Origin of the sequence: Paractinoplanes hotanensis, assembly GCF_023717965.1 — a bacterium.
Classification (GTDB): Bacteria; Actinomycetota; Actinomycetes; order Mycobacteriales; family Micromonosporaceae; genus Actinoplanes; species Actinoplanes polyasparticus.
Window position 1 is genome coordinate 142,289 of record NZ_JAMQOL010000030.1, and the last position, 25,890, is coordinate 168,178.

28 protein-coding genes and 1 pseudogene are annotated in these 25,890 nt (G+C 71.3%); 13 read left to right on the forward strand and 16 right to left on the reverse strand.

Features of this window, described 5'->3' with window-relative positions; all coding sequences use genetic code 11:
- The first annotated feature begins 121 nt into the window (after positions 1-121).
- Entirely contained in the window at positions 122-601 is a 480-nt protein-coding gene (locus LXN57_RS22280) for a VOC family protein (protein ID WP_251800107.1), read from the forward strand.
- Here LXN57_RS22280 and LXN57_RS22285 read toward each other — a convergent pair.
- On the reverse strand, positions 564-1,964 hold the full coding sequence (locus LXN57_RS22285) for an aminotransferase-like domain-containing protein (protein ID WP_251800108.1): 1,401 nt from the start codon (positions 1,962-1,964) through the stop codon (positions 564-566). The genes LXN57_RS22280 and LXN57_RS22285 overlap by 38 nt on opposite strands.
- A gap of 22 nt (positions 1,965-1,986) precedes the next feature.
- On the opposite strand from LXN57_RS22285, the gene LXN57_RS22290 reads away from it, so the two are divergent.
- Positions 1,987-2,913, forward strand: coding sequence for a DMT family transporter (locus LXN57_RS22290; RefSeq protein ID WP_251800109.1), 927 nt, complete (start codon positions 1,987-1,989; stop codon positions 2,911-2,913).
- 38 nt (positions 2,914-2,951) lie between these two features.
- Here LXN57_RS22290 and LXN57_RS22295 read toward each other — a convergent pair whose 3' ends face one another.
- Positions 2,952-3,320 (reverse strand): VOC family protein, encoded by a 369-nt coding sequence (locus tag LXN57_RS22295; protein WP_251800110.1) that lies wholly within the window; start codon positions 3,318-3,320, stop codon positions 2,952-2,954.
- A 63-nt stretch (positions 3,321-3,383) separates the two neighbouring features.
- On the opposite strand from LXN57_RS22295, the gene LXN57_RS22300 reads away from it, so the two are divergent.
- Entirely contained in the window at positions 3,384-3,842 is a 459-nt protein-coding gene (locus tag LXN57_RS22300) for a MarR family winged helix-turn-helix transcriptional regulator (RefSeq protein ID WP_251800111.1), read from the forward strand.
- A 51-nt stretch (positions 3,843-3,893) separates the two neighbouring features.
- On the opposite strand, the gene LXN57_RS22305 is transcribed toward LXN57_RS22300, so the two are convergent.
- A complete protein-coding gene (locus tag LXN57_RS22305) occupies positions 3,894-4,064 on the reverse strand; it encodes a hypothetical protein (RefSeq protein ID WP_251800112.1) in 171 nt (56 codons plus the stop codon).
- 112 nt (positions 4,065-4,176) lie between these two features.
- On the opposite strand from LXN57_RS22305, the gene LXN57_RS22310 reads away from it, so the two are divergent.
- A complete protein-coding gene (locus LXN57_RS22310; RefSeq protein ID WP_251800113.1) occupies positions 4,177-4,704 on the forward strand; it encodes a GNAT family N-acetyltransferase in 528 nt (175 codons plus the stop codon).
- Here the strand turns inward: LXN57_RS22310 and LXN57_RS22315 are convergent.
- The 4 genes from LXN57_RS22315 to LXN57_RS22330 form a co-directional block, all read right to left on the reverse strand.
- Positions 4,664-5,500 carry a metallophosphoesterase gene (locus tag LXN57_RS22315; protein ID WP_251800114.1) on the reverse strand — a complete coding sequence of 279 codons (837 nt, stop codon included), beginning with the start codon at positions 5,498-5,500 and terminating at the stop codon, positions 4,664-4,666. The two genes, LXN57_RS22310 and LXN57_RS22315, sit on opposite strands and share 41 nt — an antisense overlap.
- A 10-nt stretch (positions 5,501-5,510) precedes the next feature.
- Positions 5,511-5,861: a UBP-type zinc finger domain-containing protein gene (locus tag LXN57_RS22320; RefSeq protein WP_251800115.1), complete on the reverse strand. Its 351-nt coding sequence runs from the start codon at positions 5,859-5,861 to the stop codon at positions 5,511-5,513.
- Between the two features lie 30 nt (positions 5,862-5,891).
- Positions 5,892-6,359, reverse strand: a complete 468-nt coding sequence (locus tag LXN57_RS22325; protein WP_251800116.1) for an aminoacyl-tRNA deacylase — start codon at positions 6,357-6,359, stop codon at positions 5,892-5,894.
- A gap of 62 nt (positions 6,360-6,421) precedes the next feature.
- Positions 6,422-6,814 (reverse strand): hypothetical protein, encoded by a 393-nt coding sequence (locus LXN57_RS22330; RefSeq protein ID WP_251800117.1) that lies wholly within the window; start codon positions 6,812-6,814, stop codon positions 6,422-6,424.
- 227 nt (positions 6,815-7,041) lie between these two features.
- On the opposite strand from LXN57_RS22330, the gene LXN57_RS22335 reads away from it, so the two are divergent.
- Both LXN57_RS22335 and LXN57_RS22340 read left to right on the forward strand, forming a co-directional pair.
- A complete protein-coding gene (locus tag LXN57_RS22335) occupies positions 7,042-7,422 on the forward strand; it encodes a DUF427 domain-containing protein (protein WP_221377215.1) in 381 nt (126 codons plus the stop codon).
- 40 nt (positions 7,423-7,462) lie between these two features.
- The gene (locus LXN57_RS22340; protein WP_251800118.1) at positions 7,463-8,356 is read left to right on the forward strand and encodes an alpha/beta hydrolase family protein; all 894 of its coding nucleotides are present in this window, start codon (positions 7,463-7,465) and stop codon (positions 8,354-8,356) included.
- On the opposite strand, the gene LXN57_RS22345 is transcribed toward LXN57_RS22340, so the two are convergent.
- From LXN57_RS22345 to LXN57_RS22360, 4 genes are all read right to left on the reverse strand, one after another.
- Positions 8,328-9,317 (reverse strand): TIGR03617 family F420-dependent LLM class oxidoreductase, encoded by a 990-nt coding sequence (locus LXN57_RS22345; protein ID WP_251800119.1) that lies wholly within the window; start codon positions 9,315-9,317, stop codon positions 8,328-8,330. The two genes, LXN57_RS22340 and LXN57_RS22345, sit on opposite strands and share 29 nt — an antisense overlap.
- A gap of 7 nt (positions 9,318-9,324) precedes the next feature.
- On the reverse strand, positions 9,325-10,563 hold the full coding sequence (locus tag LXN57_RS22350; protein ID WP_251800120.1) for a hypothetical protein: 1,239 nt from the start codon (positions 10,561-10,563) through the stop codon (positions 9,325-9,327).
- Between the two features lie 90 nt (positions 10,564-10,653).
- Positions 10,654-11,151: an RICIN domain-containing protein gene (locus tag LXN57_RS22355; protein ID WP_251800121.1), complete on the reverse strand. Its 498-nt coding sequence runs from the start codon at positions 11,149-11,151 to the stop codon at positions 10,654-10,656.
- Positions 11,152-11,175: 24 nt separating this feature from the next.
- Complete coding sequence (locus LXN57_RS22360; RefSeq protein WP_251800122.1) at positions 11,176-12,036, reverse strand: alpha/beta fold hydrolase; 861 nt, start codon at positions 12,034-12,036, stop codon at positions 11,176-11,178.
- Positions 12,037-12,070: 34 nt separating this feature from the next.
- Between LXN57_RS22360 and LXN57_RS22365 the strand changes: the two genes are divergently transcribed.
- Positions 12,071-14,104 carry an AfsR/SARP family transcriptional regulator gene (locus tag LXN57_RS22365; protein WP_251800123.1) on the forward strand — a complete coding sequence of 678 codons (2,034 nt, stop codon included), beginning with the start codon at positions 12,071-12,073 and terminating at the stop codon, positions 14,102-14,104.
- Here LXN57_RS22365 and LXN57_RS22370 read toward each other — a convergent pair.
- Positions 14,079-14,651: an NADPH-dependent FMN reductase gene (locus LXN57_RS22370; RefSeq protein WP_251800124.1), complete on the reverse strand. Its 573-nt coding sequence runs from the start codon at positions 14,649-14,651 to the stop codon at positions 14,079-14,081. The two genes, LXN57_RS22365 and LXN57_RS22370, sit on opposite strands and share 26 nt — an antisense overlap.
- 241 nt (positions 14,652-14,892) lie before the next feature.
- On the opposite strand from LXN57_RS22370, the gene LXN57_RS22375 reads away from it, so the two are divergent.
- From LXN57_RS22375 to LXN57_RS22395, 5 genes and pseudogenes are all read left to right on the forward strand, one after another.
- Complete coding sequence (locus LXN57_RS22375; RefSeq protein ID WP_251800125.1) at positions 14,893-17,838, forward strand: alpha-mannosidase; 2,946 nt, start codon at positions 14,893-14,895, stop codon at positions 17,836-17,838.
- An 11-nt stretch (positions 17,839-17,849) separates the two neighbouring features.
- Positions 17,850-18,341: an LURP-one-related/scramblase family protein gene (locus tag LXN57_RS22380; protein ID WP_251800126.1), complete on the forward strand. Its 492-nt coding sequence runs from the start codon at positions 17,850-17,852 to the stop codon at positions 18,339-18,341.
- Positions 18,338-18,529: pseudogene (locus tag LXN57_RS22385) on the forward strand (sulfite exporter TauE/SafE family protein); the annotation flags it as partial. The gene LXN57_RS22380 and the pseudogene LXN57_RS22385, both read left to right, overlap by 4 nt.
- 228 nt (positions 18,530-18,757) lie before the next feature.
- Complete coding sequence (locus LXN57_RS22390) at positions 18,758-19,543, forward strand: CAP domain-containing protein (RefSeq protein WP_251800127.1); 786 nt, start codon at positions 18,758-18,760, stop codon at positions 19,541-19,543.
- A gap of 122 nt (positions 19,544-19,665) precedes the next feature.
- Positions 19,666-20,097 (forward strand): deaminase, encoded by a 432-nt coding sequence (locus tag LXN57_RS22395; protein ID WP_251800128.1) that lies wholly within the window; start codon positions 19,666-19,668, stop codon positions 20,095-20,097.
- Positions 20,098-20,142: 45 nt separating this feature from the next.
- Here the strand turns inward: LXN57_RS22395 and LXN57_RS22400 are convergent, their stop codons facing one another.
- Positions 20,143-22,380, reverse strand: a complete 2,238-nt coding sequence (locus LXN57_RS22400) for a PAS domain-containing hybrid sensor histidine kinase/response regulator (RefSeq protein ID WP_251800129.1) — start codon at positions 22,378-22,380, stop codon at positions 20,143-20,145.
- 261 nt (positions 22,381-22,641) lie between these two features.
- On the opposite strand from LXN57_RS22400, the gene LXN57_RS22405 reads away from it, so the two are divergent.
- Positions 22,642-23,472: a hypothetical protein gene (locus LXN57_RS22405; RefSeq protein WP_251800130.1), complete on the forward strand. Its 831-nt coding sequence runs from the start codon at positions 22,642-22,644 to the stop codon at positions 23,470-23,472.
- On the opposite strand, the gene LXN57_RS22410 is transcribed toward LXN57_RS22405, so the two are convergent.
- From LXN57_RS22410 to LXN57_RS22420, 3 genes are all read right to left on the reverse strand, one after another.
- On the reverse strand, positions 23,465-24,079 hold the full coding sequence (locus LXN57_RS22410) for a maleylpyruvate isomerase N-terminal domain-containing protein (RefSeq protein WP_251800131.1): 615 nt from the start codon (positions 24,077-24,079) through the stop codon (positions 23,465-23,467). The genes LXN57_RS22405 and LXN57_RS22410 overlap by 8 nt on opposite strands.
- Positions 24,076-25,227 carry an alpha/beta hydrolase-fold protein gene (locus tag LXN57_RS22415; protein WP_251800132.1) on the reverse strand — a complete coding sequence of 384 codons (1,152 nt, stop codon included), beginning with the start codon at positions 25,225-25,227 and terminating at the stop codon, positions 24,076-24,078. Before LXN57_RS22415 ends, LXN57_RS22410 begins: the two co-directional genes overlap by 4 nt.
- An 81-nt stretch (positions 25,228-25,308) precedes the next feature.
- Positions 25,309-25,890, reverse strand: a 582-nt coding sequence (locus LXN57_RS22420; RefSeq protein WP_251800133.1) for an NAD(P)(+) transhydrogenase (Re/Si-specific) subunit beta, incomplete at its 5' end; no start/stop codon positions are given.

The following is a 25,890-nucleotide window of genomic DNA, read 5'->3' on the forward strand; positions in this document are numbered from 1 at the left end:
GGGCGACACCGACCACACCGGACTCCCTCCGAACGACCACGCAGAAACGATCCACCGGAAAATGAGCGGCACGTACACAAACGGCCAGGAAGTGACCTGAACGGCTGCTTCGCTGGTGGGTATGAACATTCTGCACGCGCCGGCCGAGGGCGCCGTCCTGAACCCGTTCGTCATGGTGGAGAACGCCGCCGGTCTGATCACCTTCGTGTCCGAGGTCTTCGAGGCGACCGAGACCGAAGCGGCGCACACGGAGATGCCGGACGGGACGCTGATCCACTCCGAGGTCCGGCTGGGGACCGTCGACCTGATGATCGTCGACCGGCAGAGGGGCTGGCCGCTGCGGCCCGGGCTGCTGCAGGTGTGGGTCGAGGACGTCGGCGCCCTGCTCGAGCGCGCCACCGGTCACGGCGCCACCGTGGTCACCCCGGCGACGCCGTTCTACGGCGAGACGACGCTCGGCCGCATGCTCGATCCCTGGCAGAACCTCTGGTGGTTGTACGCGCCGGCGCCGGGCCAGCCGGATCCGGCGCCGCACTGGGACGACGACGGCTCGGACACCATCTTCACGACGTTGGACGCGACGCTGCGATCGCTGCGCTGAGCCGGCGGACGGCCTCGTCCATCAGGTCGGGCGGGGCCGCTGCGTACGTCAGCCGCAGGTAGGACGCGGGCGCCTCGGCCGCGAACCAGGGGCGTCCCGGAAAGACGATCACACCCTCGGTCGCGGCCGCGGCGGCCACCCGGACGTCGTCGAGGCCCTCGTCCAGGCGGGCCCAGAGGTGCAGTCCGCCCTGGGGTCTCGGCGCGGCGGTCGCCGGCAGGTGCTGGCGCAGCGCCGACAGCAACGCGTCGCGCCGTGCCCGCAACGCCGTGCGCAGCTGTCGGCGATGCCGGTCCCAGGCCGGCGAGGTGACGAACTCGAGCGCGGCCTGCTGCAACGGCCCGGCCACGAACAACTCGTCGACCAGCCGCACCGCCCGCAAGCGCGCACCGGCCGGCCCCCGCGCGCCGACGGCAGCGATCCGCAGCCCGGGAGCGGCCGGCTTGGTCAGTGATCGCAGATAGATCACATGCCCGTCTGCCTCCTCCCGGGCCAATGGCGGTGGCGGATCCCCGTCGATCGTCAGGTCGCGGGCATAGTCGTCCTCGATCAGGAAGGCCCCGGCTTCCCGTACGGCCGACAGCACCACACCCCTGCGGTCCGCCGCCAAGCTCGCGCCGGTCGGGTTCGTGTGCAGCGGCTGGCAATAGAACAGCCGCGCTCCCGTCCTCGCGAACGCCGCCGCCAACTGGTCCGGCAGCACGCCGCCGGCGTCGGCCGGCACCGGCACGACCCGCAGACCCGCCGCCCGGGCAGCCGCCAGCGCACCCAGATAGGTCGGCGACTCCACCAGCAGCGTGTCGCCCGGAGCGGCCAGCGCTCGCAACGCCGACGAGAGCGCCGCCTGTCCACCGGGGCAGATCACCATGTCGTCCGCCCGCAAGCCGATCTCGGCGGCGAACCAGGCCCGCAGGTCATCGCGGCCTTCCGCCGGTCCACGCTGCCAGGCCGCCGGTTGCCGCGCCACCCGAGCCAGCGCCGCCCCGAGCGCCGCCGCCGGTTGAAGTTCCGGTTCCAGATAGCCCCCGGAGAGCGGAATAGCCCCAGCCGGCGGCGTAGCGAGTAACGCTTGCAGCTCGTCCTCGCCCGGCCGCCGCGCGCCCAGCGCCACGGTCTGCCACGACAGGTCGGGCGCCGGCCCGGTCGCGGCCGCTCGCCGGGCCACGAACGTGCCCTGCCCCGGACGCGTCTCGACCAGCCCTTCCTTGACCAGGGCGCGAACCGCGGCGGCCACGGTGACGGGTGACGCCTGATGGCGCGCGGTCAATTCCCGTACGGAAGGAAGCCGTGACCCGGCCGCGGCCGAGCTCACCACGCCGCGCAGATCTTGGATAACACGCGCGGCTGCGTTACCGTCATTCATGACAGTACAGAGTAGCGCTATCGTGCAACGAACGATAACGCCCGGCGGCCTGGCCCTGGGCGCACTGGGCGTGCTGGCGTTCAGCCTGTCGCTGCCGGCCACCCGCCTGGCCGTGCACGACCTCGACCCGTGGTTCGTAGCGTTCGGCCGCGCCGTCGGAGCGGCCGGGTTGGCCGCGGCCTACCTGTGGCTCACCGGCGCGCCCCGGCCCACCCCGCGGCAATGGCGCCGACTGTCGATCGTCGCGCTGGGCGTGGTCGTCGGCTTTCCGCTGTTCACCTCCCTGGCCCTGACCACCCAGACGTCCGCACACGGCGCCGTGGTCATCACCGTGCTGCCCGCGATGACCGCCGTCTTCGCCGTCCTGCGCGCCGGCGAACGCCCACCGCGAGCCTTCTGGCTGGCCGCCGTCACGGGCCTGCTCTCGGTGCTGGCTTTCGTCGCGGCCACCGGCGCTACCAGCGGCGCCCTCTCCCCCGCCGACCTGTTCCTGCTGGCCGCCGTCATCCTGTGCGGACTGGGCTACGCCGAGGGCGGCGCCCTCTCCCGCGAACTGGGCGGCGCCCGCACCATCTGCTGGGCGCTACTGCTCGCCCTGCCCGCTACCCTGCCGGTCACGTTGGTCAGCGCGACTGTCCATTCGCCGCACGGCACCGCACAGTCCTGGACGGCCTTCGCCTACCTGACCGTCGTCTCGATGTTCCTGGGCTTCTTCGCCTGGTACGCCGGCCTGGCCCGCGGCGGCGTGGCCCGGATCGGCCAGATCCAACTGGGTCAGCCCGTCCTGACCTTGCTCTGGTCGGCCCTGCTCCTGGGCGAAACAGTCCCACCGGCCGCGCTGGCCGTGGCCCTACTGGTGCTGCTGTGCGTGATCCTGACCCAGCGCGCCCGCACGAGCCCCGCCCAGCACCCGACCCGAAACCAACTCGCCACCCAGCGCAACAACTGAGCTTCCGGCTGTCGTTGCTGTGGGACGGCGGCGGCCGGTCAGGCGCGGTCGTGGAGGGTGACGTGGTAGCCGTCGGGGTCGGCGAAGGTGAACGTCCGGCCGAAGGGTCCGTCGATCGGCGCGGAGACGATCGTGTGGCCGTCGGCGACGAGGGCGTCGTGGATGTTTTGGACGTCTGTGGCGTGGAGCCAGATCGCCGCGCCGATGCCGGGCTGGGGGACGGACGCGAGATCGGTGCCGGGGACGATGTCGCGGAGGGCGAACGCGATCGGCTTCGTCTCGAAGACGACGGCGTGCGGAGGGCCGGCCGGAGAGCGCACGAGGCCGAGGTACCGCTCGTAGAACGCCCGCGAGGCATCGAGGTCGCGAGCCTGCAGGGAGATGAAGTCGGGGCCGGTGACCGGCATGATGACGCTCCTTCGATATATGTCAGTTTTCTGACATGCACCAAGGTATGTCAGAATGCTGACATGAGTCAAGACGACACGGGCGTCGACCTGGAAACTTCGCTCGGCTACCTGCTGAAGGAGACGTCCAGCGCTCTCCGTGCGGCCATGGAAGCGGTGCTGCGGCCGCTGGGGATGACCGTGACGCACTACTCCTGCCTCGAGCTGCTGGCGCAACGCCCGGGCTTGTCGAACTCCGAGCTGGCGCGCGGCACGTTCGTGACCAGGCAGTCGATGAACGTCCTGCTGCAGGCGCTGGAACGGGACGGGTACGTGACCAGGCCGGCGGAGGCGCCCGTGGGGAAAGCTCTGCCGACTCGGCTTACGCCACGCGGCCGGCGGAGCCTCGCGAAGGCGTCCGCCGCGGTCCGCAGGGTCGAGGTCAGGATGCTGAGCGGTCTGACCGAGGCGGAGCAGTCGGCTGCGCGGACCATCCTCCGGAGCATGATCCGTTCTCTGCGGGAGCCCGAGGAGGACGCGTGAGAACGCCGGGATGAACAACAATTGAGAGCTGGGCGGGAGCCCAGGCAGAACTCAAGCGCGGCTCAGCCCGTCGAGCTCGGCCACGACCGTCTCGGGCGCGGGCATGGTGCTGCGGCTGACGAGCACCCGCGGGATCGACAACGTGCCGGCGACGATCGCGCCCGCCTCGCTCAGCGACTCGAAGACGATCAGATCGGGCCGTTCCCGCGCGGCCAATCGCATCACCGGCATCCCGGCAGGCCGCGGCCAGCGGCAGCAGCGGCAGCAGCGGCGCGGCGACGACCAGGATTCGCATAGGCGTCATCTGCCACGACCGCGCCACTATGATGCGCCGGTGACCACGCCCATCCGCATCATCCACCTGGACGCCGACTCGTTCCGCGCCCTGAGCGAGGGCGACCTCGCCGCGGCGAACCGGGTGACGCCCGTGCCTGTCTCGGCCTATCTGGTCGGCCCCGAGCCCCGCGGCACCTGGCTCCGCCGGCTCGGCCAGGCTTTGGCGGACCCGGCCAGCGCGGCTTGGACGACCGGCATCATCTGGGACGACCGGGCCGGCGCGGCGGTCGGGCGGGCCGGTTTCCACGGGCCGCCCGACGAGACCGGCATGGTGGAGATCGGTTACGCCGTCGACCCGCAGTTCCGCCGGCAGGGTTACGCGCGGGCGGCCTTCGAGGCGCTGCTCGCCCGCGCCCGCGCGGAGCCGTCCGTCCACCGCGTACGCGTCTCGATCCGCCCCGACAACGTCGCCTCGGCCAACCTGGCCCTGCCCTACGGCTTCGTCAAGGTGGGCGAGCAGGACGACGACGAGGACGGCCTCGAGTTCATCTACGATCTGGAGCTTCCGGACGCCACCGGGCGATGAGGGCCGCCATGGTCTCGGCGTCGTGCTCGTGAGCCGTCCGGCCGGCGTACGGATCGCGGGCATGCAACACATGCAGCAGCGGAGAGCCCGGTCCACCCAGCTCGACCAGGGTTGCCGAGGCGCCCCGGACGGCTCGTTCGCCGCCGGGCGGCCCGGTCAGGTCGATCCGGTTGACGACGCCGGGCGTGACCCAGACCGGCACCCCGGCGAGCAGGCCGAACAGTTGCAGGTGGAAGTGACCGGTGAGAACGAGCCGCACGTCGGTGCCGCGGATCACCTCGGCCAGGTCGCCCGGGTTGGTCAGACCGAGCGTGCGCTGCACCTCGTTGTCCAAGCCGATCGGCGGGTGGTGGAAGGCCAGCACGGTGGCCTGCGGGGCCGGGGTGGCCAGCACCGAGCGGAGCCACAGCAACTGCTCGTCGTCGAGATGGCCGTACACCCGGCCGGGCACCAGCGAGTCGAGCGTGATGATGCGGTGGCCCCCGATGACGGTCACCGATGTCAGCTCCGCGCCGAGGCCGGCCGTGAACGCCTTGCGCTCGTCGTGGTTGCCGGTGGTGTAGAGGGCCGGGATGCCCCGCTCGGCGGCGAACGCCCCGACCAGCGAGCGGACCGCCGCGTAGGCCTCGGCCGAGCCGTCGTCGGCCACGTCGCCCGTCACCAGCACGGCGTCGAGCCCGGCCAGTTCGCCACAGTCGTTCAGGATGCGGGCCAGCGACTCGCGCGGGTCGATCCCGTCGGCGTTGGGACCAGCCGCGCGAGTCAGATGCGTGTCTGACAGGTGCAGGATCCGCATGCGGCGGACCCTAGCGGTTGAGCTTGCTGCGCCAGTCGCTCGGCACCGAGCCGGCCGGGCCGGGCACGGGCTGGTCGGCCGGGCGGCTGTCGGCGGGCGCCAGCTTCGGGCCGGAGCCGGCCTCTTCGGTGGTGAAGTCCCAGTACCAGTCCTCGCCGGGCTCGAACGACTGGATGATCGGGTGGCCCGTCTCGCGGAAGTGGGCGGTGGCGTGCTGCGCGGGTGAGGTGTCGCAGCAGCCGACGTGGCCGCACTGGGCGCAGCGCCGCAGGTGGAACCACCAGCCACCGGCGTCGAGGCACTCGACGCAGCCGGTGCCGGAAGGGGGTACGTCGGGCTGGATCGCGTTTTCGCTCGTCACGACCGAGAATTTACCCCAGCCGCCGTGGGCTCAGGCGGCCTCGTCCGTCACATCGGCGAAGGCGCCGCCCAGCTTGACAACGGCCTCGTCCGCCGGCACCTGCAGCCCCACGCCGCGCTCCCCGGCCCCGAGGTTGATCGTGCGTCCTTCCGTACGGGAATCCGCGATGACCGGCCAGGCCGTGCTGGCGCCGAACGGGGTGATGGTGCCGCGCTCGTAGCCCGTCGCCGCCTTCGCCGTGGCCGCGTCCGGCATCGAGAGCCGGTTGACGCCGAGCAGCGCCCGCAGCTTGGGCCACGAGATCGACCGGTCGCCGGGCACCAGCACGAACACGTAGTCGTCGTCGGCCCGCCGCACCACGAGCGTCTTCACCAGGTCGCGGACCTCGACGCCCTGCGCCTCGGCGGCCTCGGCGACGCTGCTGACCGGGCCGTGGCGCAGCAGCTGGTAAGGGATGCCCAGGGCGGTGACGGCGGCCTCGGCCGGATTCGACGACATGGAAACGAAAATAGCGCCAGGCCATACCCGATCGGGTATGGCCTGGCTCTCTTACTTCAAGATCAGTCGTCGTCGCCACCGCGGCCACGGTCGTGGTCGCGGTCACGGTCACGGTCACGGTCACGGTGGTGGCCGCGGTCGCGCCAATCCCACGACTTCTCGACCGTCAGCCGCCACTCGCCCCGGTAGGGGCCGAAGCGGACCCGGTCGCAGTCGTAGTCGTCCCACCGGTCACGCCACTCGCCGCGCCTGCCGGCCCACTCGCACTCGCGCCGCGAGTCGTAGTAGCCCTCGGTCCACTCGCGGTCACGACGCGGCGAGTCCGCCGTGGTCGTGGCCGCTCGGGCCGCCGTGTCTGGTGCGGATGTCGACGCCATGGCCGGTGCAGCCCCGAGCGTCGCGCCCGTCATCAGGCTCAGTCCGACGAGTGTCAGAATCCGCGTTGCCGCTTTCATGGTTCACCCTTCCTCGAGCCGATTTGTGCCCTGTCAGGTCATCACGCGCAGCGGCCCGGCATGCGGCAATAGCGGGCAATAGTCCGTTCGGTGGAGGTAGGAGGAGATATCTGTCTTGAAAACGGTGGCGTGGCTGACGCCGCAGCAGCGGTATGCGCCAAGCACACCGGGAATGGAGGTGCCGGAGAGCGACTTGTTCCCGCTGGAGACCTACCGATGGAGGCACCATGTCGAACAACCGTCCCGAGCTCGTGCCCGGCCCCGACCACCCCATCACGATCACGCCGAACGCCGGCCACATCGTGGTCAAGGTCGGTGACAAGGTCGTCGCGGACTCCCGCAACGCGCTCACCCTGCAGGAGTCGACCTACCCGGCGGTGCCGTACATCCCGCTGGCCGACGTCGACCAGTCACTGCTCGAGCGCACCGCGACCTCGACCTACTGCCCCTACAAGGGCGACGCGACCTACTACTCGATCCCGGCCGGCGGCGAGAAGTCGGTCGACGCGATCTGGGTCTACGAGAACCCGCGCGACGCCGTGGCGCAGATCAAGGACCACGTGGCGTTCTATCCCGACCGGGTCGACTCGATCGAGATCACAGCCTAGGCACAGGCGCCGCACAGGGTCTGCGGGCACCGTCGGTCACGTGCGGAGACGAACATTGTTGCTCAGCGTGTCGGCGGCTGTGGCCGGCGGGCTGGCTGTCAGGACCGGGCAGGCGTCGGCGAGCGAGCGCACCGTTCTCTCGTCGACCAAGAACTCCACCCTCGAGGCGCGCGCCGTCACGCCGTACCGGCCGATCGAGGGCCGCGCCCCGGGCGGAGTGCGTTCGGTGGCGCGGCGCGATTACTCGTTCGCCCGGGACGGCCGGGCGCTGCGGACGCAGGTGTGGGCTCCGGTCGGGTCGGGGCCCCACCCGCTCGTCCTGTTCAGTCACGGACTGCACTCGCAGCCCGACGACTACGCGTCGCTGCTGATCCGGTGGGCCCTGGCCGGATTCGTCGTGGCCGCGCCGCGCTATCCGCACACCGCGCTGGGCACTTCCCAGTTCACCGCGTACGACCTGGTCAACCAGCCTTCGGACGCGTCCGAGGTGATCTCCCGCATGCTGGAGAAGGAGAACATCGACTCCTCCCGGATCGCGTCGGCGGGGCACTCGGGCGGCGGCATCACCACGGCCGGCCTGCTCAGCAGGTATCGCGACGACCGCCTCAAGGCGGGCATTCTGATCGCGGGCACCGATTTCCTGGGTACGCCGTTCAGCGGCCAGCCCGCGGCCGTGCTCCTGGTGCACGGCCGCGAGGACACCTCGGTCAAATACGACGCCGCCCGCACCGTCTACGAGGCCGTGCCCTGGTCGCGGGCCATGCTGAGCATCACCGAGGGCGGCCACCAGGTCAGCGACCTCCCCGTCGTCGCCGACACCACGACCGCCTTCCTGCGCTGGAGCTTCTACGGCGGCGAACCCGAACTCGCCGGCCCGGGCGGCGAGGCCACGCTCGACAACGAGCTCACAGCTGTTGCCGCACCCGCGCGATGAGGGCCGGATCGACGTCGTACGGCGTGTAGAGCGAGATCCGGTCGACCAGGCCACCGAACCGGGACCGCACGCCCGCCGCCACGTCACCGGTGACCGCGAACGTGTCGAGCACCTCGTCGCTGATCAGCGCGGTCATCTCGGCCCAGGCCTGCCGCCGCGACAACCCGTTCAGCTGATCGGCCAGGTCGCCCCAGCCGTGCAGTTCCAGCACCGGCCGGTACGCCGCGGTGGAGGCGTAGAACGCGATCTGCCCCTTGACCGCCTGCTCGGCCCGCGACCGCGCGGCCTCGTCGGCCCCGAGCACGACCATGGCCGACAGGCACACGGTGAAATCGCCGAGGTCACCGCCACGCGCCTCGCGCAGGACCGGCCGGGTGCGCTCGCGGAGGTAGGCCTCGCTGGTCAGCGGGTGCGCCAGCAGACCGTCGGCGACCCGGCCCGCCGTCTGCGTCATCCGCTCCCCCACCGCCGCCAGCAGGACGGGCGGATTCCCGTACGGATGGGGACCGGGGTTGAAGAAATCGGTCATCAGCGTGTGCCGGTAGAACTCGCCGCGGAACGCCAGCCGCTCGCCGCCGCCCCAGGTTGCCCAGACGGCCCGGATCGCGCGGATGAACTCCTCCATGCGGGCCGCCGGCTTGCTCCAGGGCATCGCGAACCGCCGCTCGATGTGCGGCTGCACCTGGGAGCCGAGGCCCAGCTGGAAGCGGCCCTCGCTGATCAGCTGGAGGTCGTTGGCCAGCACGGCCACGCTCATCGGGTTGCGCGCGAAGGCCACCGCGATCGCCGACTGCAGGGTGATGCGCGAAGTGGCCCGGGCGGCCAGAGCGAGAGCCGGGAAGACGTCGTGCTTGGTCTCCGCGGCGCCGAAACCGTCGTACCCGTCCTTCTCGGCGGCCACGGCGGCGGCCTCGACCTGGATCGGCGTGGCCGCGACGTCGGCGGCGAAATCAACCAGCATGGAACAGCTATAGCACCTGCTGCCGGATCCACTTCAGGCACGCCCGGTCGACCGCCGGGAAGGGCACCCCGTACGCGTCCCGCGCGGCCTGGTCGTACTCGTTGTCCTGGGCCAGAACCAGGCGTACGAAGGTGAAGAGCTTCTGGTCGCCGTACTTGCGGGCCATGCAGTCGACGGCGAGGTGGCTCAGCCCGTAGAAGGCGTCCCCGGCCCGCGCGGGCGCGTCCGGCCCCGGCTGCGACGGGATCATCGACCGGGCCCGGGCGCCGCCGTTCAACGCCCACCGCACGCTGTGCCGGCGCAGCGTCTCGGCGGCTCTCATCGGCGACCACCCGATGTATTCGGCGATGCCCTCGCTGAGCCACGTGTCCTCGGCCGCGTCGGCACGGTAGGCGCCCGCGAGGGTCACGACGTGGCCGAGCTCGTGCTGGAGGGCGACGCGCAGCATGACCGGGTTGCCGGCCAGCGACTTCATCCGCAGCATGACGTCGATGCCGTGCATGTTGAGCGGGACGGCCAGGCCGATCGCCCAGTTGTCGCCCTCGCCGCCGTACCAGCTGCGCCACTGCGCCTCGCCGGCCAGATAGATCCGGTAGCGGGACTGCGATGTGCCGGCCAGCGCCGCGAACCGGTCGTCCACCTTGGCCGCGGCCTCGGCCACCGGCAGCACCTGGGCCAGGTGGTGGCGTTGCCCGGGAGCGGCGATCAGGGTCACCCGGGTGCCGCGCAGGGCCACCAGCTCGCCGTTCTCCCAGGGGGCGGGCCGGCGCGGGTCGTCGCTCGGCCCCGGCGCGACGGCGCTGATGACGTAGCGGCCCCCGACCGGCCGCAGGGTGAGGCGCTGTTCGATGCGCGGCGGTTCCTGCCACCGGCTGCCGGCCGAACCGGGGCACATGTCGGGGCCGAGGCAGTACGAGATCTCCGTACGGAAAGAAAGCTTGGTCCCGGCCTTCTGCTCGGTGCCCGGCCGGTAGTCGAAGCGGGTCACCTCGAGCGCCCGCAGCGAGCGGAACATGCCCCGGTACCGCTTCTTCAGCGGCGCGTCGACAGCTCCCAGCCAGCCCTGCTCGTCGCCGCTCAGCAGCGCCGCGGACTGCGCGTTCAGAGCAGCGACGGCTTGCTCGTACGGTGTGGCCGGCTTGCTGCGGGCAGCCACCGCCGTGCGCGTCGTGGGGCGGGAGACGACGACCGCGGTGGCGAGCAGCAGCACGCCGACCGCGACGACGGCGAGAATGGCGCGGCGCATCGCGCTCCGTTCGGGGATGGCGCATCGGGGCTGGGTTCACATCCCAGCAGATGCACCACGATGACATCCATCCCCATCACGGCGGAAGCGTCACATCAGCCCGGGAATCGGCACGCTGAGCACGCGTACGGTCCACCGGCGCGACCCGGCCGTGCCGGCGCACGAGCCCTGCACGGCGACGCCGCTCGCGACCTGCAGGCACTGGCCGGTCAGCGTGTTCACCATCTTGGCTGTCTCGCCGAGCGAGTCGCGCAGCTCCCACCGGCGCGACTGCACGGCCGCGCACGGCTCCAGGCCGGCCCGCGCGCCGGTGGTGCGCGTGCCGCGCGGCATGCTCAGACACCGGCCGGTCCGCACGTTCAGGATCTCCAGCTTGCCGGTGACGTCGACCGGGCGGAACCGCCACCGGTAGGGGTCGGTCCGCGCGCACGGCAGCTCGGTCAGCCCCGAGGTGAGGCACCACCCACTGCCCGCGTTGATCACTTGGAAGTCGAGCCCGACCAGGTCGATCGGGGCGGGCGCGGCCTGGGCGGGAGCGGCCGGCAGGAGGACGAGGGCGGCGATGACGGCGAGCGCACGGCGAAACATGCGCCCACTTTATCCGATTTGTCCCTATCGTTGCAGCAGCCCGCGGAGGGCCTCGACCACGACCTCCGGCGCCTCCTCGGCCATGAAGTGCCCGCACTTCACCGGAAGGTGCTCGAGATCAGGCGCCCACGCCCGCCACAACGCCTCCGCGTCGAACCCGAGCATCGAACCCCAGTCCTGCTGCAGAACGGTCACCGGCATGCCCAGGACGCGGCCGGCTTCGCGGTCGGCCCGGTCGTGCTCCACGTCGATCCCGGCCGACGCCCGGTAGTCGGCCACGATCGACGGCACGGCGGCACGGCACGCGTCCAGGTAGGCGGCCCGCACGCCGGGCGGGATCGCCGCCGGGTCCTGGATCCACAGGTCGAGGAAGTAGCCGAAGAACTCGTCGGCCGCGCCGGCGATCATCTTCTCGGGCAGGCCCGGCGGCTGCGCCATCAGGTAGAGGTGAAACCCGACGGCGGCCGAGGCGCCGTGCATGACGTCCCACATGTCCAGGGTCGGCAGCACGTCCAGCGAGGCCAGGTGGGTGACGTGTCGTGGGTGGTCGAGCCCGGCCCGGATCGCCACCAGGGCGCCCCGGTCGTGCCCGGCCAGCGCGAACCGGTCGTGCCCGAGCTCGGCGGCCAGCCGCACGACGTCGCGGGCCATGGTCCGCTTCGAGTACGTGTCGGGGCCGGCCTCGGCGGGCTTGTCGCTGGCGCCGTACCCGCGCAGGTCGGGGCAGATCACGGTGTGATCCCGGGCCAGGTCGGCGGCGACGTGCCGCCACATCAGGTGAGTCTGCGGGAAACCGTGCAGCAGGACGATCGGACTGCCACTGCCGCTCACCCGCACGAACAGTTCCACGTCGTCGTCAACTCGTACTGTGCGCTCTTCGAACATGCTCCCGATTCTTCGGCGCGCGAATGAGCGTTTGATGAGCGAGTTGTACGGTGGCCGGGTGGCGGTGCGGTTCGGGGTGCTGGGGCCGGTTACGGCATGGCGTGCCACCGGCGAGCTCGTCCCGCTCAGGGGCCCGATGCACCGGGCCGTGCTCGCCCGCCTGATCGTCGCGCGCGGTCGCGTCGTGCCGGTCGGTCATCTGGTCGACGATCTGTGGGTCGCGCCGCCCGACGGTGCGGTCTCCGCCGTACGGACCTTTGTCGCGGCCCTGCGCCGCGCGCTCGAGCCCGATCGCCGTCCCCGTACTCCCCCGGCGCTGCTGGTCACTGAGAGCCCGGGATACGCCCTGCGCCTCGCGCCCGACGCGGTCGACGCCTGGCGTTTCGAACAGGCGCTGACCACCCCGGCCGCCCTGCCCGAGGCCCTGAGCTGGTGGCGCGGCCCGGCCTACGCCGACTTCCCCTCAGCCCCCTGGGCCCGGGCCGAGCGCGCCCGCCTGGCCGAACTACGCCTGCACGCGGTCGAAGTGCTGGCCGCGGCCCGCCCGCCGGCCGAAGCGGTTCCCGACCTGGAAGCCCATGTCACCGAACACCCGTGGCGCGAGGAGGGGTGGCGGCTGCTGGCGCTGGCCCTCTACCGGACGGGACGACAGGGCGACGCCCTCGCGGTGCTGCGCCGCGCCCGCGAGCAACTGATCGACCGGCTCGGCCTCGACCGCGGTCCGGCGCTGCGCGAGCTGGAGACGAGCATCCTGCGGCAGGACGTCTCGATGACGCCTACCCCGATCCAGGCCGAGCCGCCGGCCTCGGTGCATGCTGGGCCGCCAGCCTCGGTGCATGCTGGGCCGCCAGCCTCGGTGCATGCTGGGCCGCCAGCCTGGGTCCGGGCCGAGCAAACAGGCTCGATCCAGGCCGAGCAAACAGGCTCGATCCAGGCCGAGCAAACAGGCTCGATCCAGGCCGAGCAAGCAGGCTCGGTCTGGGCTGAGGCGGCGGCAGACTACGAGCGAACGGTCGGGACCCGCGCGCGGCTGGGCTCGACCGTGGGTCTGCTGCGCAACCTGGCGGTCACCGGAGGCGGGGGCGGGCTCGAGGCGGCCGGCCGGCACCGCCTGGCCACGATCGCCGCCGCTGAGGAACTGGGCGATCCCGCGCTGACCGCCCGGGTGATCGGCGCGTACGACGTCCCGGCGATCTGGACCCGCTCCGACGACCCGGAACGGGCCGCGCTCATCGTGGCGGCGGCACGTCGCACCCTGCCGTCCGCCACTGGTGCGGCGCGGGCTCGCCTGCTGGCCACGATCGCCGTCGAGTCCCGGGGCATTCCCGACCGCGAACCCGCGGCGGAGGCGGTCGCCCTGGCCCGGCAGCTCGACGACCCGGCCCTGCTGGCGTTCGCCCTGAACGCCCTCTACATGCAGACCTTCCACCGCTGCGGCCTGGCTCCGGCCCGCGACGAGATCGGCGCCGAGCTGATCGCCCTGTCGGCGCAGCACAACCTGCCGACGTACGAGGTCCTGGGCCACCTGATCCGCGTGCAGTCCCGATCCGCCGAGGCCGACTTCGCCGCCGCCGACGCTCACGCCCGTGCCGCCGACCGCCTGGCCGCCGACCACGAGCTGCCGCTGGTGGGAGTGTTCACCGAGTGGTACCGCGCGATGCGCCAGGGCACCCCCGACGCCTACCGGGTCGCCGCGGCCCACCTCACCGGTGCCGGCATGCCCGGCCTCGAACACGGCCTGCTCGCCCTGGCCCTGCTGTGCCTGGGGGAACCCGACCACACGCTCGACTACGGCTCGTACCGGCCGTGGGCGCAGCCGCATGTTCTGCTGGCCCAGGGCCGTACGGAAGAAGCCCGGGACGCGTTGCGCACCGTCCCGGACCCGCCGGCCGACCTGCTCGCCGAGGCACTGTGGTGCCTGACCAACCGCGCGGCCGAGGCGCTCGGACAGCCGGAGACGGCCGCACGAGCCCGGGCTGCCCTGCTCCCCGCCGCCGGCCAGATCGCGGCGGGGAGCGGCGTGCTGAGCGCCGGCCCGGTCCCTACTTCGCGTCGCGCAAGGGCTTGAGGGCAGTCGAGACCTTGGCCAGCTCGTTGAGCACGCCGGTGGCCGCCGCGGTCATGATCTCGGTGGGGCGGAGCTCGCCCTCCTGCACCAGGCTGTGCACGAACGGGATGTTCACCGACTCGGGGATCATGAAAAGCTTCAGCGCGTACGCGGAACTCTGCAGCTGCAGGGCCGACCGCGTGCCCGCCGAGACACCGCCGTAGCTGACCACGCTGGCGGCCTTGTAGTTCCACTCGGCGTGCAGGTAGTCGAGCGCGTTCTTGAAGGCGGCGCCCAGCCCGTAGTTGTATTCCGGGATCACGAACACGATGGCGTCGGCCGCGGCGACCTTCTCGCTCCAGCGCTTGGTGTGGTCGTACTGGTAGTTCTGCAGACGCGGGTGGTGCGGCTCGTCGAGCAGCGGCAGGTTCTCGTCGGCCAGGTCGGCCACGCTCACCTGGAACCCGCCGTGCGCCTTGGCGGCGTCGACGAACCAGTCGGCGACCTTCGGGCCGACCCGTCCGGGCCGCGTGCTCCCGACAACCACCAGCAGATTGAGCTCACTCACGGCGCGTTCCCTCTTCCTCGACCACCGTTTACTTGCGTTCGCAACAATATCGGTGCGCCCCTGTTCCAACCCCGGCCAGTCAGATACATCACACCCCTATAGATCTACGGGGCCTGCTGGGTTGAGGCAGCCGTCGCCGACGCGCTGCGGCCCGGCAGAGCCGGACCGGCCATGCTGCGAGGCTGAGCCGCACCCGGTGGGCCCGCTGGCGCAGTAGCGGGCGACGGCTGAGGATGTTGTGGTGCATACGAATCCGGCTCACGTCGTCGCTCGGCTCGAACGGGTTGTGCGGGAACGCCTTCAGCCCCGGCTCCACGAACCCGTCGCCGATGTCGAGGTGGCGGCCTGGCGGGTGGGCGGGGACGGGGAGCCCGTGCCGCCCGCGCACGCCCTCGGGGCCACCTACGAACCACTCGCGGTGGGCGCGACGTGGGGGCCGCGGTGGGGCACGACCTGGTTGCGGGTCGAGGGGCGGGTGCCCGCGGGCGAGCGGCCGGTGGAGCTCGTGCTTGATCTGGGGTGGTCCGGGCGCTTCGTCGGTGGGCAGGGCGAGGCGCTCGTGTTTCGGGCCGACGGCGTACCGCTGAAGGCTCTTCACCCCCGCAACGGCTGGTTCCGGCTGACCGGGCCGGGCGCCGCCGAGGGTGTCGTCGCGGCGGACGGCCGCTTCACCGTGTTCGTCGAGGCGGCGGCCAATCCGCTGGTGCTCGACGCTCCGGCGTTCGGCGAGACGACGTACGGCGAAAAGCCCGGCCCGGACGAGCCCGAGCCCTACCGGCTGGTTTCCGCGAAGCTGTGCGCGTTCGACGCCGAGGTGTTCGAGCTGCTGCGCGACCTCGAGGCCACCGGCGACCTGATGCCGCAGCTCAGCCCGGACGAGCCGCGCTACTGGAAGATCCTGCGCGCCGTCGAGGCGGCCCTGGACGCCACCTCCGTCGCCGAGGCGCGGGAGGCCCTGGCCGAAGCGCTCTCGCAACCGGCGAACGCCAGCGCGCACCGGATGACGGCGGTCGGGCACGCGCACATCGACTCGGCCTGGCTGTGGCCGTTGCGCGAGACGCGGCGCAAGGTGGCGCGGACGCTCGCGAACGTGCTCACGCTGATGGAGACCGAGCCGGGGCTGGTGTACGCGATGTCGTCCGCCCAGCAGTACGCCTGGGTTCAGGAGGACCACCCCGAGCTGTTCGAGCGCGTCCGGCAGCGCGTCGCCGAGGGGCGCGTCGTTCCGGTCGGCGGCATGTGGGTCGAGTCGGACGCGGTGATGCCGGGCGGCGAGTCGCTCGTGCGGCAGATCAGCTTCGGCAAGCGGTACTTCGCCGAGACGTTCGGGCACGAGTCGGAGGTGGTGTGGCTGCCGGACAGCTTCGGCTATTCGGGGGCGTGGCCGCAGATCGCGCGCCGTGCCGGGTACCGGTGGTTCCTCACGCAGAAGCTCTCGTGGAACGACACCACCGTCTTCCCGCACCACACGTTCGCGTGGGAGGGCATCGACGGCAGCCGCATCCTCACGCATTTTCCGCCCGCTGACACGTACTCGGCCGAGGTCACCGCGGGCGAGTTGCGGCACGCGGTGAGCAACTTCCGCGACAAGTCCGTTTCGGACCACTCGCTGCTGCTGTTCGGCTACGGCGACGGGGGCGGCGGCCCGACCCGCGAGATGGTGGCCCGCGCGCACCGCTTCCGCGATCTGGAAGGCGCGGCCCGGGTCGAACTGGGAGCGCCCGAGCAGTTCTTCGCGGCCGTCGAGGCCGAGCTGGGCGACGACGCGCCGGTGTGGGCCGGCGAGCTGTATCTCGAGCTGCACCGGGGCACGCTGACCTCGCAGATCGCGATGAAGCAGGGCAACAGGCGGGCTGAGGCTCTGCTGCGCACGGTCGAGTATCTGAAAGCGGTCTCCGCCGTACGCGATGACGTGCCCTATCCCCACGCCGAGCTCGACGAGGCGTGGCGAACCGTGCTGCTGCACCAGTTCCACGACATCCTGCCCGGCTCGTCGATCTCGTGGGTGCACCGCGAGGCCCGCGACACGTACGCCCGTCTGGAGAAGCAATTGCGGGCGCTCGTCGAAGGCCCCGGCGCCCCGGGCCGGATCGTGGGCTGGCAAGTCGTGCGCGACGCGAACAGGGTGGCGCCGACCAAGGCTGTCGCTTTGAGCGAAGCAGACCGGTTGGTGAGCGACCGGGACGGAAGCGAGCTGAGCGTGGATGTCGTTTTGGACAACGGGATCCTGCGCGCTTCGCTCGATGCGAACGGAAACGTGCAATCGCTCGTCGACGTGCGCGACGGGCGGGAGATCGCCGCCGGGCCGCTCGGAGTGCTGCGGCTGTTCCGCGACGAGCCGGTGCGGTGGGACGCCTGGGATGTCGACCGGCACGTGCTGCGACTCCCGGTGCCGCTCGAGTTCGCCGGCGTGGAGGCCACCGGTGACGCGATCGTCGTGACACACCGGCGCGGGGCTTCGACGTTCGTCACGACGTACGCGATGGAAGCGGGCCGGCCGCGGCTGGACATCACCGTCGACGTCGACTGGCAGGAGCGGGAGCACCTGCTCAAGCTGTCGTTGCCGGTGGCTGTGCACAGCATGCGGGCGCGCTACGAGACGCAGTACGGCTCGATCGAGCGCCCCACCCACGAGAACACGCTTGCCGACGAGGCGCAGTACGAGGTCTGCTCGCACCGCTGGGTGCACGTCACCGAGCCCGGGCTCGGCGTCGGGGTGATCAACGATTCGACGTACGGGTGTGACGTGCGCCGGATCCCCGGTGGCACCGACATCCGGCCGACGCTGCTGCGCGCGCCCCGCTACCCCGACCCGCACACCGACCGCGGCCGGCACACGCTGCGCTTCGCCGTGGTGGCCGGCGACGAGACGCAGACCCGGAAAGAGGCCGACGACCTCAACGCGCCCCGCCTGGACGCGCTGACCGACCTCGAACCGCTGGTGACCCTCGACGTCGCAGCGGGCGCGGCGGTCATCGACTGGATCAAGCTCGCCGACGACCGGAGCGGTGACGTGATCGTCCGCCTGCACGAGACGCGCGGCGGGCGCGCCCTCGCCCGGCTGAAGCCCAGCTTCCCGGCCGCTGTCGCCGAGACCGACCTGCTGGAGCGGGATCCCGTGCCCGTCGATCAGCTCGTCCTCGGCCCGTTCCAGATCACCACGCTGCGACTGGTCCGCGAATCCTGAAGAATCGGCCCATGTATGTCATCCGGGAACGATTCTTCTCCATCGGCGACGACTTCGATGTGCTCGACGAGCACGGCGCCAAGGTCTTCCACGTCGACGGCAAGGTGCTGAGCGTCCGCAACAAAGTGGTGATCGAGGATCCATCCGGGCAGGAGGTCGCCTCACTGCACCGGCATCTGGTGTCACTGCGGCCGACGTACGAGATCCGGATCGGCGGTGAGAAGGCGGCCGAGGTCCGCAAGAAGCTGTTCACGCCGTTCCGCGAGAAGTTCACCATCGACGTGCCCGGGCCCGACGACCTGGAGATGAAGGGCGACCTGCTCGACCACGAGTACGTGATCGAGCGCGGCGGCGAGGAGGTGGCCGCCGTCTCCAAGCGCTGGCTGACGATCCGCGACACGTACGCCGTCCAGGTCGCCGCCGGCATCGACCCGCTGCTCGTCATCGGCAGCGTGCTCGCCCTCGACCTGGCCCTGGACCGCGACAAGAACGACGACAATTGACCCTCGGCGAGATCCTCGCCCTGCTGGGCGGCGGCCTGACCGCCGGCGCGATCAACTGCATCGCCGGCGGCGGGTCGCTCATCACCTTCCCGCTGCTGGTCGCCCCCGGCCTGCCCGGCGTGGCGGCCAGCGTGAGCAACACGCTCTCGGTGGCTCCCGGCTACGCGGCCGGCCCCGTCGGCAGCCGTTTCCGCCCTCACCGGCCAGGGTCGCCCGCCACCTGCCCGTTGAGGTGCTGCGCTGGACCAGTGTCGCCGTCACCGTCACCGTCGCCGTGGTCCTGTTCGTCACGTGACCCGGCGCCGCGGCCACGTTAAAGCCCGCTGAGCGGATCTTTAAGCATTCCTTAGGATCGACCGGACTCGGCACGGATGTGGATATTTTGATCCGCCGTCCCCCATCCGAGGAGATTCACCGTGCCCGCGCATGCCGCCCGCCGTTTCCGCCCTGTCCTGACAGCCGCCCTCGCGGTCGGGGTGATCGGTGTCAGCTTCGCCGGCATCGCCGTGGCACGGTCCTCATCCGACGACGGCGGGGCTCGCCTGACCGCGACCGCGCCCCTCGACGCGCCACCCGCTGACGCCTCGACCGAGCCGAGCATCGACACGGAGCCGGCCGCCGATCCGCTGCCGACAGCGTCCCCGGGCACAGCAAGCCCGTCACCCAGCCCCACCACGCCGAGCGCCAAGCCCACCACGGCCCGGCCGACCAGCACCGCGACCAAGCGCCCGGCCAAGGCGAAGACGACGGCCCCGACGAAGACCGAGGCCCCGGCGCCGACCCGGACGACCCAGCGGCCCGCCTCCGGCGGCAGCTCGTCCACGGTCACCGAGGTGATCCGCCTGGTCAACGTGGAGCGCAAGGCAGCCGGATGCGGCTCCCTGGCCGGCGAGACGCGCCTGCACCGGGCGGCACAGAAGCACTCCGAGCGGCAGGCGTCCCAGGACTCCATGTCGCACCAGCTGCCCGGTGAGGCCTCGATGGGCGACCGCGTCACCGCCGAGGGATACCGGTGGGGCGGCGTCGCCGAGAACGTCGCGGCCGGCTACCGCACCCCGGCCGACGTCATGGACGGCTGGATGAACAGCCCCGGCCACAAGGCCAACATCCTGAACTGCGGTTACAAGCACATCGGCGTCGGCCTGGCCAAGTCCGGCAAGGGCACCCAGTACTGGACGCAGAACTTCGCTTCGCCGCTCTGACCGGGCGCCGACCGTGCGAGCCGCCACCGCGGCCGATCGAGCGTGGGCTATCGCGTAAGTTGCGAGCTGGTGCGGCTTGCCTGAACGGCCGCACGTCCGGTAGGCACGCCGATGGGAACCACATGGATGACGACCGCTGGATGAGCCGCGCGGTGGAGCTGGCTCATCGGTCGCCGCGCTCGTCGACCGCGTTCGCGGTGGGGGCCGTCATCGTCGGCGCCGACGGCGACGAGATCGCGTGCGGCTGGTCGCGCGACGTCGACCCGATGGTCCACGCCGAGGAGTCCGCGCTGCTCAGAGCGGGCGTCGGGCTACGGCAGGCGACGCTCTACAGCAGCCTGGAACCGTGCTCCAAGCGCGCCAGCCGGCCCGGCGCCACCTGCACGAGCCTGATCATCGCGGCCGGCATCCCCCGCGTGGTGCTGGCCTGGCGCGAGCCGGACCTGTTCGTGACCTGCGAGGGCGTGGCCTTGCTGACCGCGGCCGGCATCGAGGTCGTCGAACTGCCGGCCTTCACGGAACAGGCACGCGCCGCCAACGCCCACCTGCTCTGAACCGAGCCGCGACTGCGGCCGGCGGCGTGAACGTCTCGTCTCCTCTCAAGTCGCCGCGCTGGACATCGTGGCGGCCACCGCCGTGCGGAGTTGGTGTTCGGTGAAGGGCTTTTCCAGCAGGATCGCGTCGTCGCCCAACGTTCCTTGCTTGTTGAGGGCGGGCTGGGCGTAGCCGGAGATGAACAGCACCCGGACCGCGGGCAGGTCCGCCACGACGCGCCGGGCGAGTTCCGTGCCGAGCATTCCGGGCATGATGACGTCGGTGAGGAGCAGGTCGATCGGTTCGGTCCGGGCGGCCACGAGTTCGAGCGCGGCGGGGCCGCCGGCCGCTTCGAGCACGGTGTGTCCGTCGCGGAGCAGAAAGCGTCGGGTGACTTCCCGGACGCCGTCCTGGTCGTCCACGACGAGCACCGTGTACCGGGCGCCGTCCGCCTCCGCGGGCTTGGGCGGGAGGGCGTCCGATCCGACCGGGCCCTGGTATGCGGGCAACAGAATCGTCAGCGTCGTTCCTTGTCCCAGCTGTGAGTCCAGCCGGGCGTGGCCCTGGTGCCGGACGGCGATCCCGTAGATCGTCGACAGGCCGAGTCCGGTGCCTTGGCCCGGTGGCTTGGTGGTGAAGAACGGCTCGAACGCCTTCGCCGCCGTCTCCGGGGTCATGCCGTTGCCGGTGTCGCGCACCCGCAGTCGCACGTACCGGCCCGGTGGCAGGTCCGGAATCGAAGCCTCGTCCGCGTCCTGGACCGTGTTCGCTGTCTCGACGGTCAGCCTGCCGCCGTCCGGCATGGCATCGCGGGCGTTGACGGCCGCGTTGATGATGATCTGTTCGATCTCGCCCGGATCCGCCATGATCGGCCACAGGTCGTCGGCCAGTCGCTGATCGATGGTGATGTGCTCGCCCAGGGTGCGTTCCAGCAGGGTGGTGGAGTCCCGGACGGCCGCGTTGACCTCTACCACGCATTTGCGGAGCAGTCCGCGGTTGCCGAAGGCAAGCATCTGACGCGTCAGATCGGTGGTGCGTGCGACGGCGCCTTGGATCTTGTGAGCCTGCACAGCGATGTCGGCCAGGATCCCGGTGCCGTCGGCTGCGGCGCCGCTTTCGGCGTCGTCGATGATGAAGGCGGCGTGCCCGCCGACGATCGCCATCAGGTTGTTGATGTCGTGCGCTACTCCGCCGGCGAGTTGGCCGAGACTGTCCAGACGACGGGTCTGCTGCAATTGATCTTCCAGCCGCTCCCGGGCCGCCTGCTGGCTCAGGTCCCGCACCGCCGCCGCCACCAGTAGGCCATCGTCGGTGTCGATCGCCGACAGCGACACCTCGACCGGGAACTGGCTGCCGTCCTTGCGCTGCGCCTGCAGCTGCAGTCCGACGCCCATCGGCCGCGTCTTCGGATGGGTCAGGAATCCGCTGCGCAGCCCTTCGTGGGCCCCGCGCACGGCCTGCGGGACCAGAATCTCCACGGGCTGGTCGCGCAGCTCGTGACGGCGGTAGCCGAACAGCCGCTCGGCCTCGGCGTTGACCAGCAGGATCCGTCCCGCTTCGTTGACGCCGATGATGGCCACCGTCGCCGCCTCGAGCAGGGCCTGGAACCGGGCTTCGGCCCGCTGCTCGCCGCCGGTGTCGGTGGTGATGGAGGCGGCCCCGACGATAGCACCGGCGGTGTCGAGGATCGGCGCGACCGTCACCGAGACCCGCAGAACGGTGCCGTCCTTACGACGGCGCTGGACCCGTCCGAGGACCGCCGGACGGCCCTCGACGACCTGCGCCAGCACCTTCGCCATCTCCCGTTGCGGATCCACCACGTAGAGCATCGCCAGGGACTGGCCGATCGCCTCGCCTGCGGTATATCCGTACAGCCGGCCGGCGGCCGGATTCCAGTAGGTGATCTCACCGTCCAGGGTGGCGCTGATGATGGCGTCGCCGGCCGAGTCGGCCAGCGACCGGAACAGGCTGCGGGTGACCGCGACCCGATCGCAGAGCGGCGCCTCACGCAACTGCGCCCAGACCTGCGTTCCCGTGCCCGACCTCACCGTGGAAAGATGAAGGTCCGCCATGAACCTGGTGCCGTCCTTACGACGGAATGGCGTATGAACGACCAGTGGCTCCGGCGTCGGCGAATGGTCCGACAACAGATCCGTGAACAACGACGGCAGATCGACGAGAGTCGCGACGGACCTCCCCAGGAGCTCCTCGTCGCGGTAACCGAGCAAGGACCGCACCTCGGCCGTCAGCGAAATCGTGCCGTCCCGATCGACGCCGATCAGGGCCGCGGGGGGATCTTCCACAAGACGACTGAGCGGCTGGCTCTGAACGCTGACCATTGGCCTCATCCCCGTAATTGAGATCCGTTCAATTATCATCGAACGCATCACGGCCCGAGGGATTTGGTGAGAATGCATCCAGATCTCCAGGCAGTCGTCGGCGGGTCATAGCCCTGAGATCCGGGGCGTACCCGGCGTGGCGGATGACCTCAACCGGGCGGAGGACCGTACGGCTCTGGCCGATTGGCGACAGTCCCGGCGCGGCGGGCGGCACAGACTGACGGCATGGGGCTTCCGCCGCTCGCGCTGGGGCTGGTGCTCTCGTCCGCGCTTCTGCACGCGCTGTGGAACGTGCTGCTGGCGGGAGCGGCGGCTGACAAAGGCGCCGGGACGGGCAAGGGCTTCGACGTCACCATCGCCGGCAACGCGTTCGGCTTTGTCGCGTGGACGCCGCTCGCCCTCGCCCGGTGGCGGGTGGAGGACGCGGCATGGGGCTACCTGGCCCTCTCGGCCTGCTTCTCGGTCACCTATTTCCTGCTGCTCAACGTGGCCTACGCCCGCGCACCGGTGCATGCCGCCTATCCGATCGCGCGCGGTCTGGCCCCCGTACTGCTGCTGCTTCTGACCCTGCCGACCGGCGGCTTCCACGCCGGGGCGGTGCTCGGCGTCCTGGTGATCAGCGGCGGCATCTTCCTGACTTCGTCCGGGGCGGACCGGCGGTCGGTGCTGGCGGCGGCTCCGGTCGCGGTCTCGCTGACCTGCTACACGTACGTCGCCTCGCTGGGTCTGCGGCATGCCGACCCGGCCACCTACTTCTGGCTGACGATGGCGCCGCTCGTTGTCGTGACCTGCCTGGCCCGGCCGGGAGCCATCCGGTCCCGCTTCCAGCCGGCGCCCCTGGTGATCGGCCTGGGCTCGTTCGCGGCCCACGGGCTGGCCCTGGCCGCGATCTCGCTGGTCTCCGCGGCCCAGGTCGCGGCCGTCGCCGCCCTGCGCGAGACCGGCATCCTCTTCGTGATCGCCCTCACGTGGTGCACGGCCCGCAAGCCGACCAGAACGGCCGCGCTCGGCGCCGGAGTCATCTTCGCGGGCGTCGTCATTCTGGCGGTCACGTGAGGACGGGGAAGACCTCGGCGCCGGTACGGCCGGTGGCGGCCTCGATGAAGTCGACCGGGTCGGCCATGGCGGCCAGCACGGACGCCGTGAGCGCGAGCCCGCTGGGCGGCGCCGACGGCCGTACGCCCAAAGCCCGCTGCAGGTCGAGCAGGTGCACGGTCGCCTCGAGGATGCCGATGCTCAGCACCTCGTCGAGCCGCAGCCGGGCCAGGCCGAGGTAGTCGACGACCACGTCGCCGAGAGCGCGCGCCGCCTCGAGAGCCTGCGGCCCGACCTCGGCGCACGCCGCGATCATCTGTTCCGTCGTGTGCTCCCGGCCGTCGTCCACCGCCTTGTCGGCGGTCGACTGCCGCATCCGCGTGGCCAACCCGTCGGGCGCGTTGAAGTCGAGCAACAGCGCCGCCGCCGTGGGATGGGTCGGTGGCGTCTCGCGCTCCTGGGTCACGATGTACGCCAGCCAGCGCGGCCACGCCGAGGCATGGGCGAACAGGGCGCGGACGTCCCAGGGCGGCAGCCGGGTCGGCGTGGCCCACTGCTCCTCGGTGAGCGCCTCGCCCTGCGCGGCCCAGGCCTGCCACAGCGACCCGAGCGTGTCGGCGCGGTTCATGACGCGTGGACGCCGGCGACCGCGATCAGGCCGTCGGCGAAGGTCCGCCGCCAGTTCACGTAGTCGTGGCCGCCGGTGTACTCGGCGTACGAGACCGAGTAGCCCCGCCGGCGCAGCGCGTCCCGCATGGACCGGTTGACGTCGATCTGGCTCGGGCCCCCGCCGGGCGCGGACACGGTCTCGCGGATGCCGACGTCCAGATAGAACCGGATGTCGGCCGGCGGCCGCTGATCCACCTCGCGGATCAGGGCGCCCGAGTTGTCGCTCGGCCACCAGAAGCTGCCCGACTGCGCGATAACCGCGCCGAAGCAGTCGGGCGAGCGGAGCGCTATCCCGGCCGCGGCGAGGCCGCCTCGGGACACCCCGGCGATGACGTTCGCCCGGCCGTCGGCCCCGGCGCCCAGTTCGGCGCGCGCCCACGGCAACAGCTCGTCGGTGATGAAACGGGCGTGTTCGGAGCCCGGGGTCAGCTCGGCGTCGCGGGTGGCCGCGTAGTTGCTGACGAACAGGGCGACGACGGGCGGGATCTCGCCCGCCGCGATCAGGTTGTCGAGGATGGTGGGGATGCGCTGGACCGTCCGCGAGATCCAGCCGTCGAAGACGACCAGCACCGGCAGTCCCTCGGTCGGGATGCCGGCGGGCCGGTAGACCGCGACCGGCGGCGACAGCGGCGCGTCGACGATCGTCCCCGCCGGCACGCCGGGACGCGGTTCGATCCACGGCTCGCCGGGGGCGTCGGGCAGCGACAGCAGCGACAGCCAGGCGTCGGGGTCGTCCGGGTCGCCGGGCTCGCCCGGGAAGAACTCCCGATGCGGGTTGAGGACGTCGATGTGGCTCCGGCCCCGCCCGCGGTCGTCGGTCGGCAGGCCCTTCTCGCCGTCGTGCGCGATGCAGTAGATGGTGCGCAGGTCGGAGGGCAGCACCCGGGTCGCGTACCAGAGATCTGTGCCGGGCATCTGCTCGAGTTCGACGTCGAGCCCCCACCACACCCGTGTGCTGCGGGCCGGCCCTCGCCACAGGAACGTGACCAGGCGGGAATCGTCGCGCCAGGGCTCGACCAGCGGGGTGCCGTCCGCTGTCACCCGCTGCCAGAACTCGTCGAGGGAGGCGGGTTCGTCGAGCAACGCGGCGATCTGCGGACTCTGCACGGCGGCACTCCCGAAAGGGCGGAGGGTGAGCGATCCGCCACTGAGAGTTCCAACACGATCTATCGATGTCAAGGAAACGATCTACTTCGCGTACGCCGAGAGCCCGGCCAGCAGTGCCGTCAGTCCGGCTTTGGCGTCGGCGAACAGCATCGCGGTTCGGGGGTCGTTGTAGAGTTCGTTGTCGATGCCGGCGTAGCCGTGGCCCAGTGAGCGTTTGATGACGATCACGCTTTTGGCCCGGTCGACGTCGAGGATGGGCATGCCCGATACCGGGTTGCCGGGTCGTCGGGCGGCGGGGTTGGTGACGTCGTTGGCCCCGATGACCAGCGCTACGTCGGTGCGGGGGAAGCCGGGGTTGCTTTCCTCGAGGTCGGCGAGTTGCTCGTAGGGGGCGTTGGCTTCGGCCAGCAGTACGTTCATGTGGCCCGGCATGCGTCCGGCGACCGGGTGGATCGCATACGAGACCTCGACTCCGCGTGCGGTCAGCGCTTGTGCGAGGGCGACGGCTTCGTGTTGTGCCTGGGCGGCGGCGAGTCCGTAGCCGGGGACGATGACCACCCGTGCGGCATACGCGAGTTGGATGGCCGCGTCGTCGGCGGTGATCTCACGGACCGGCAACGACCCCGGCCCGGGCCCGGCTGTGGCTGTGATGGTGTCGCCGGT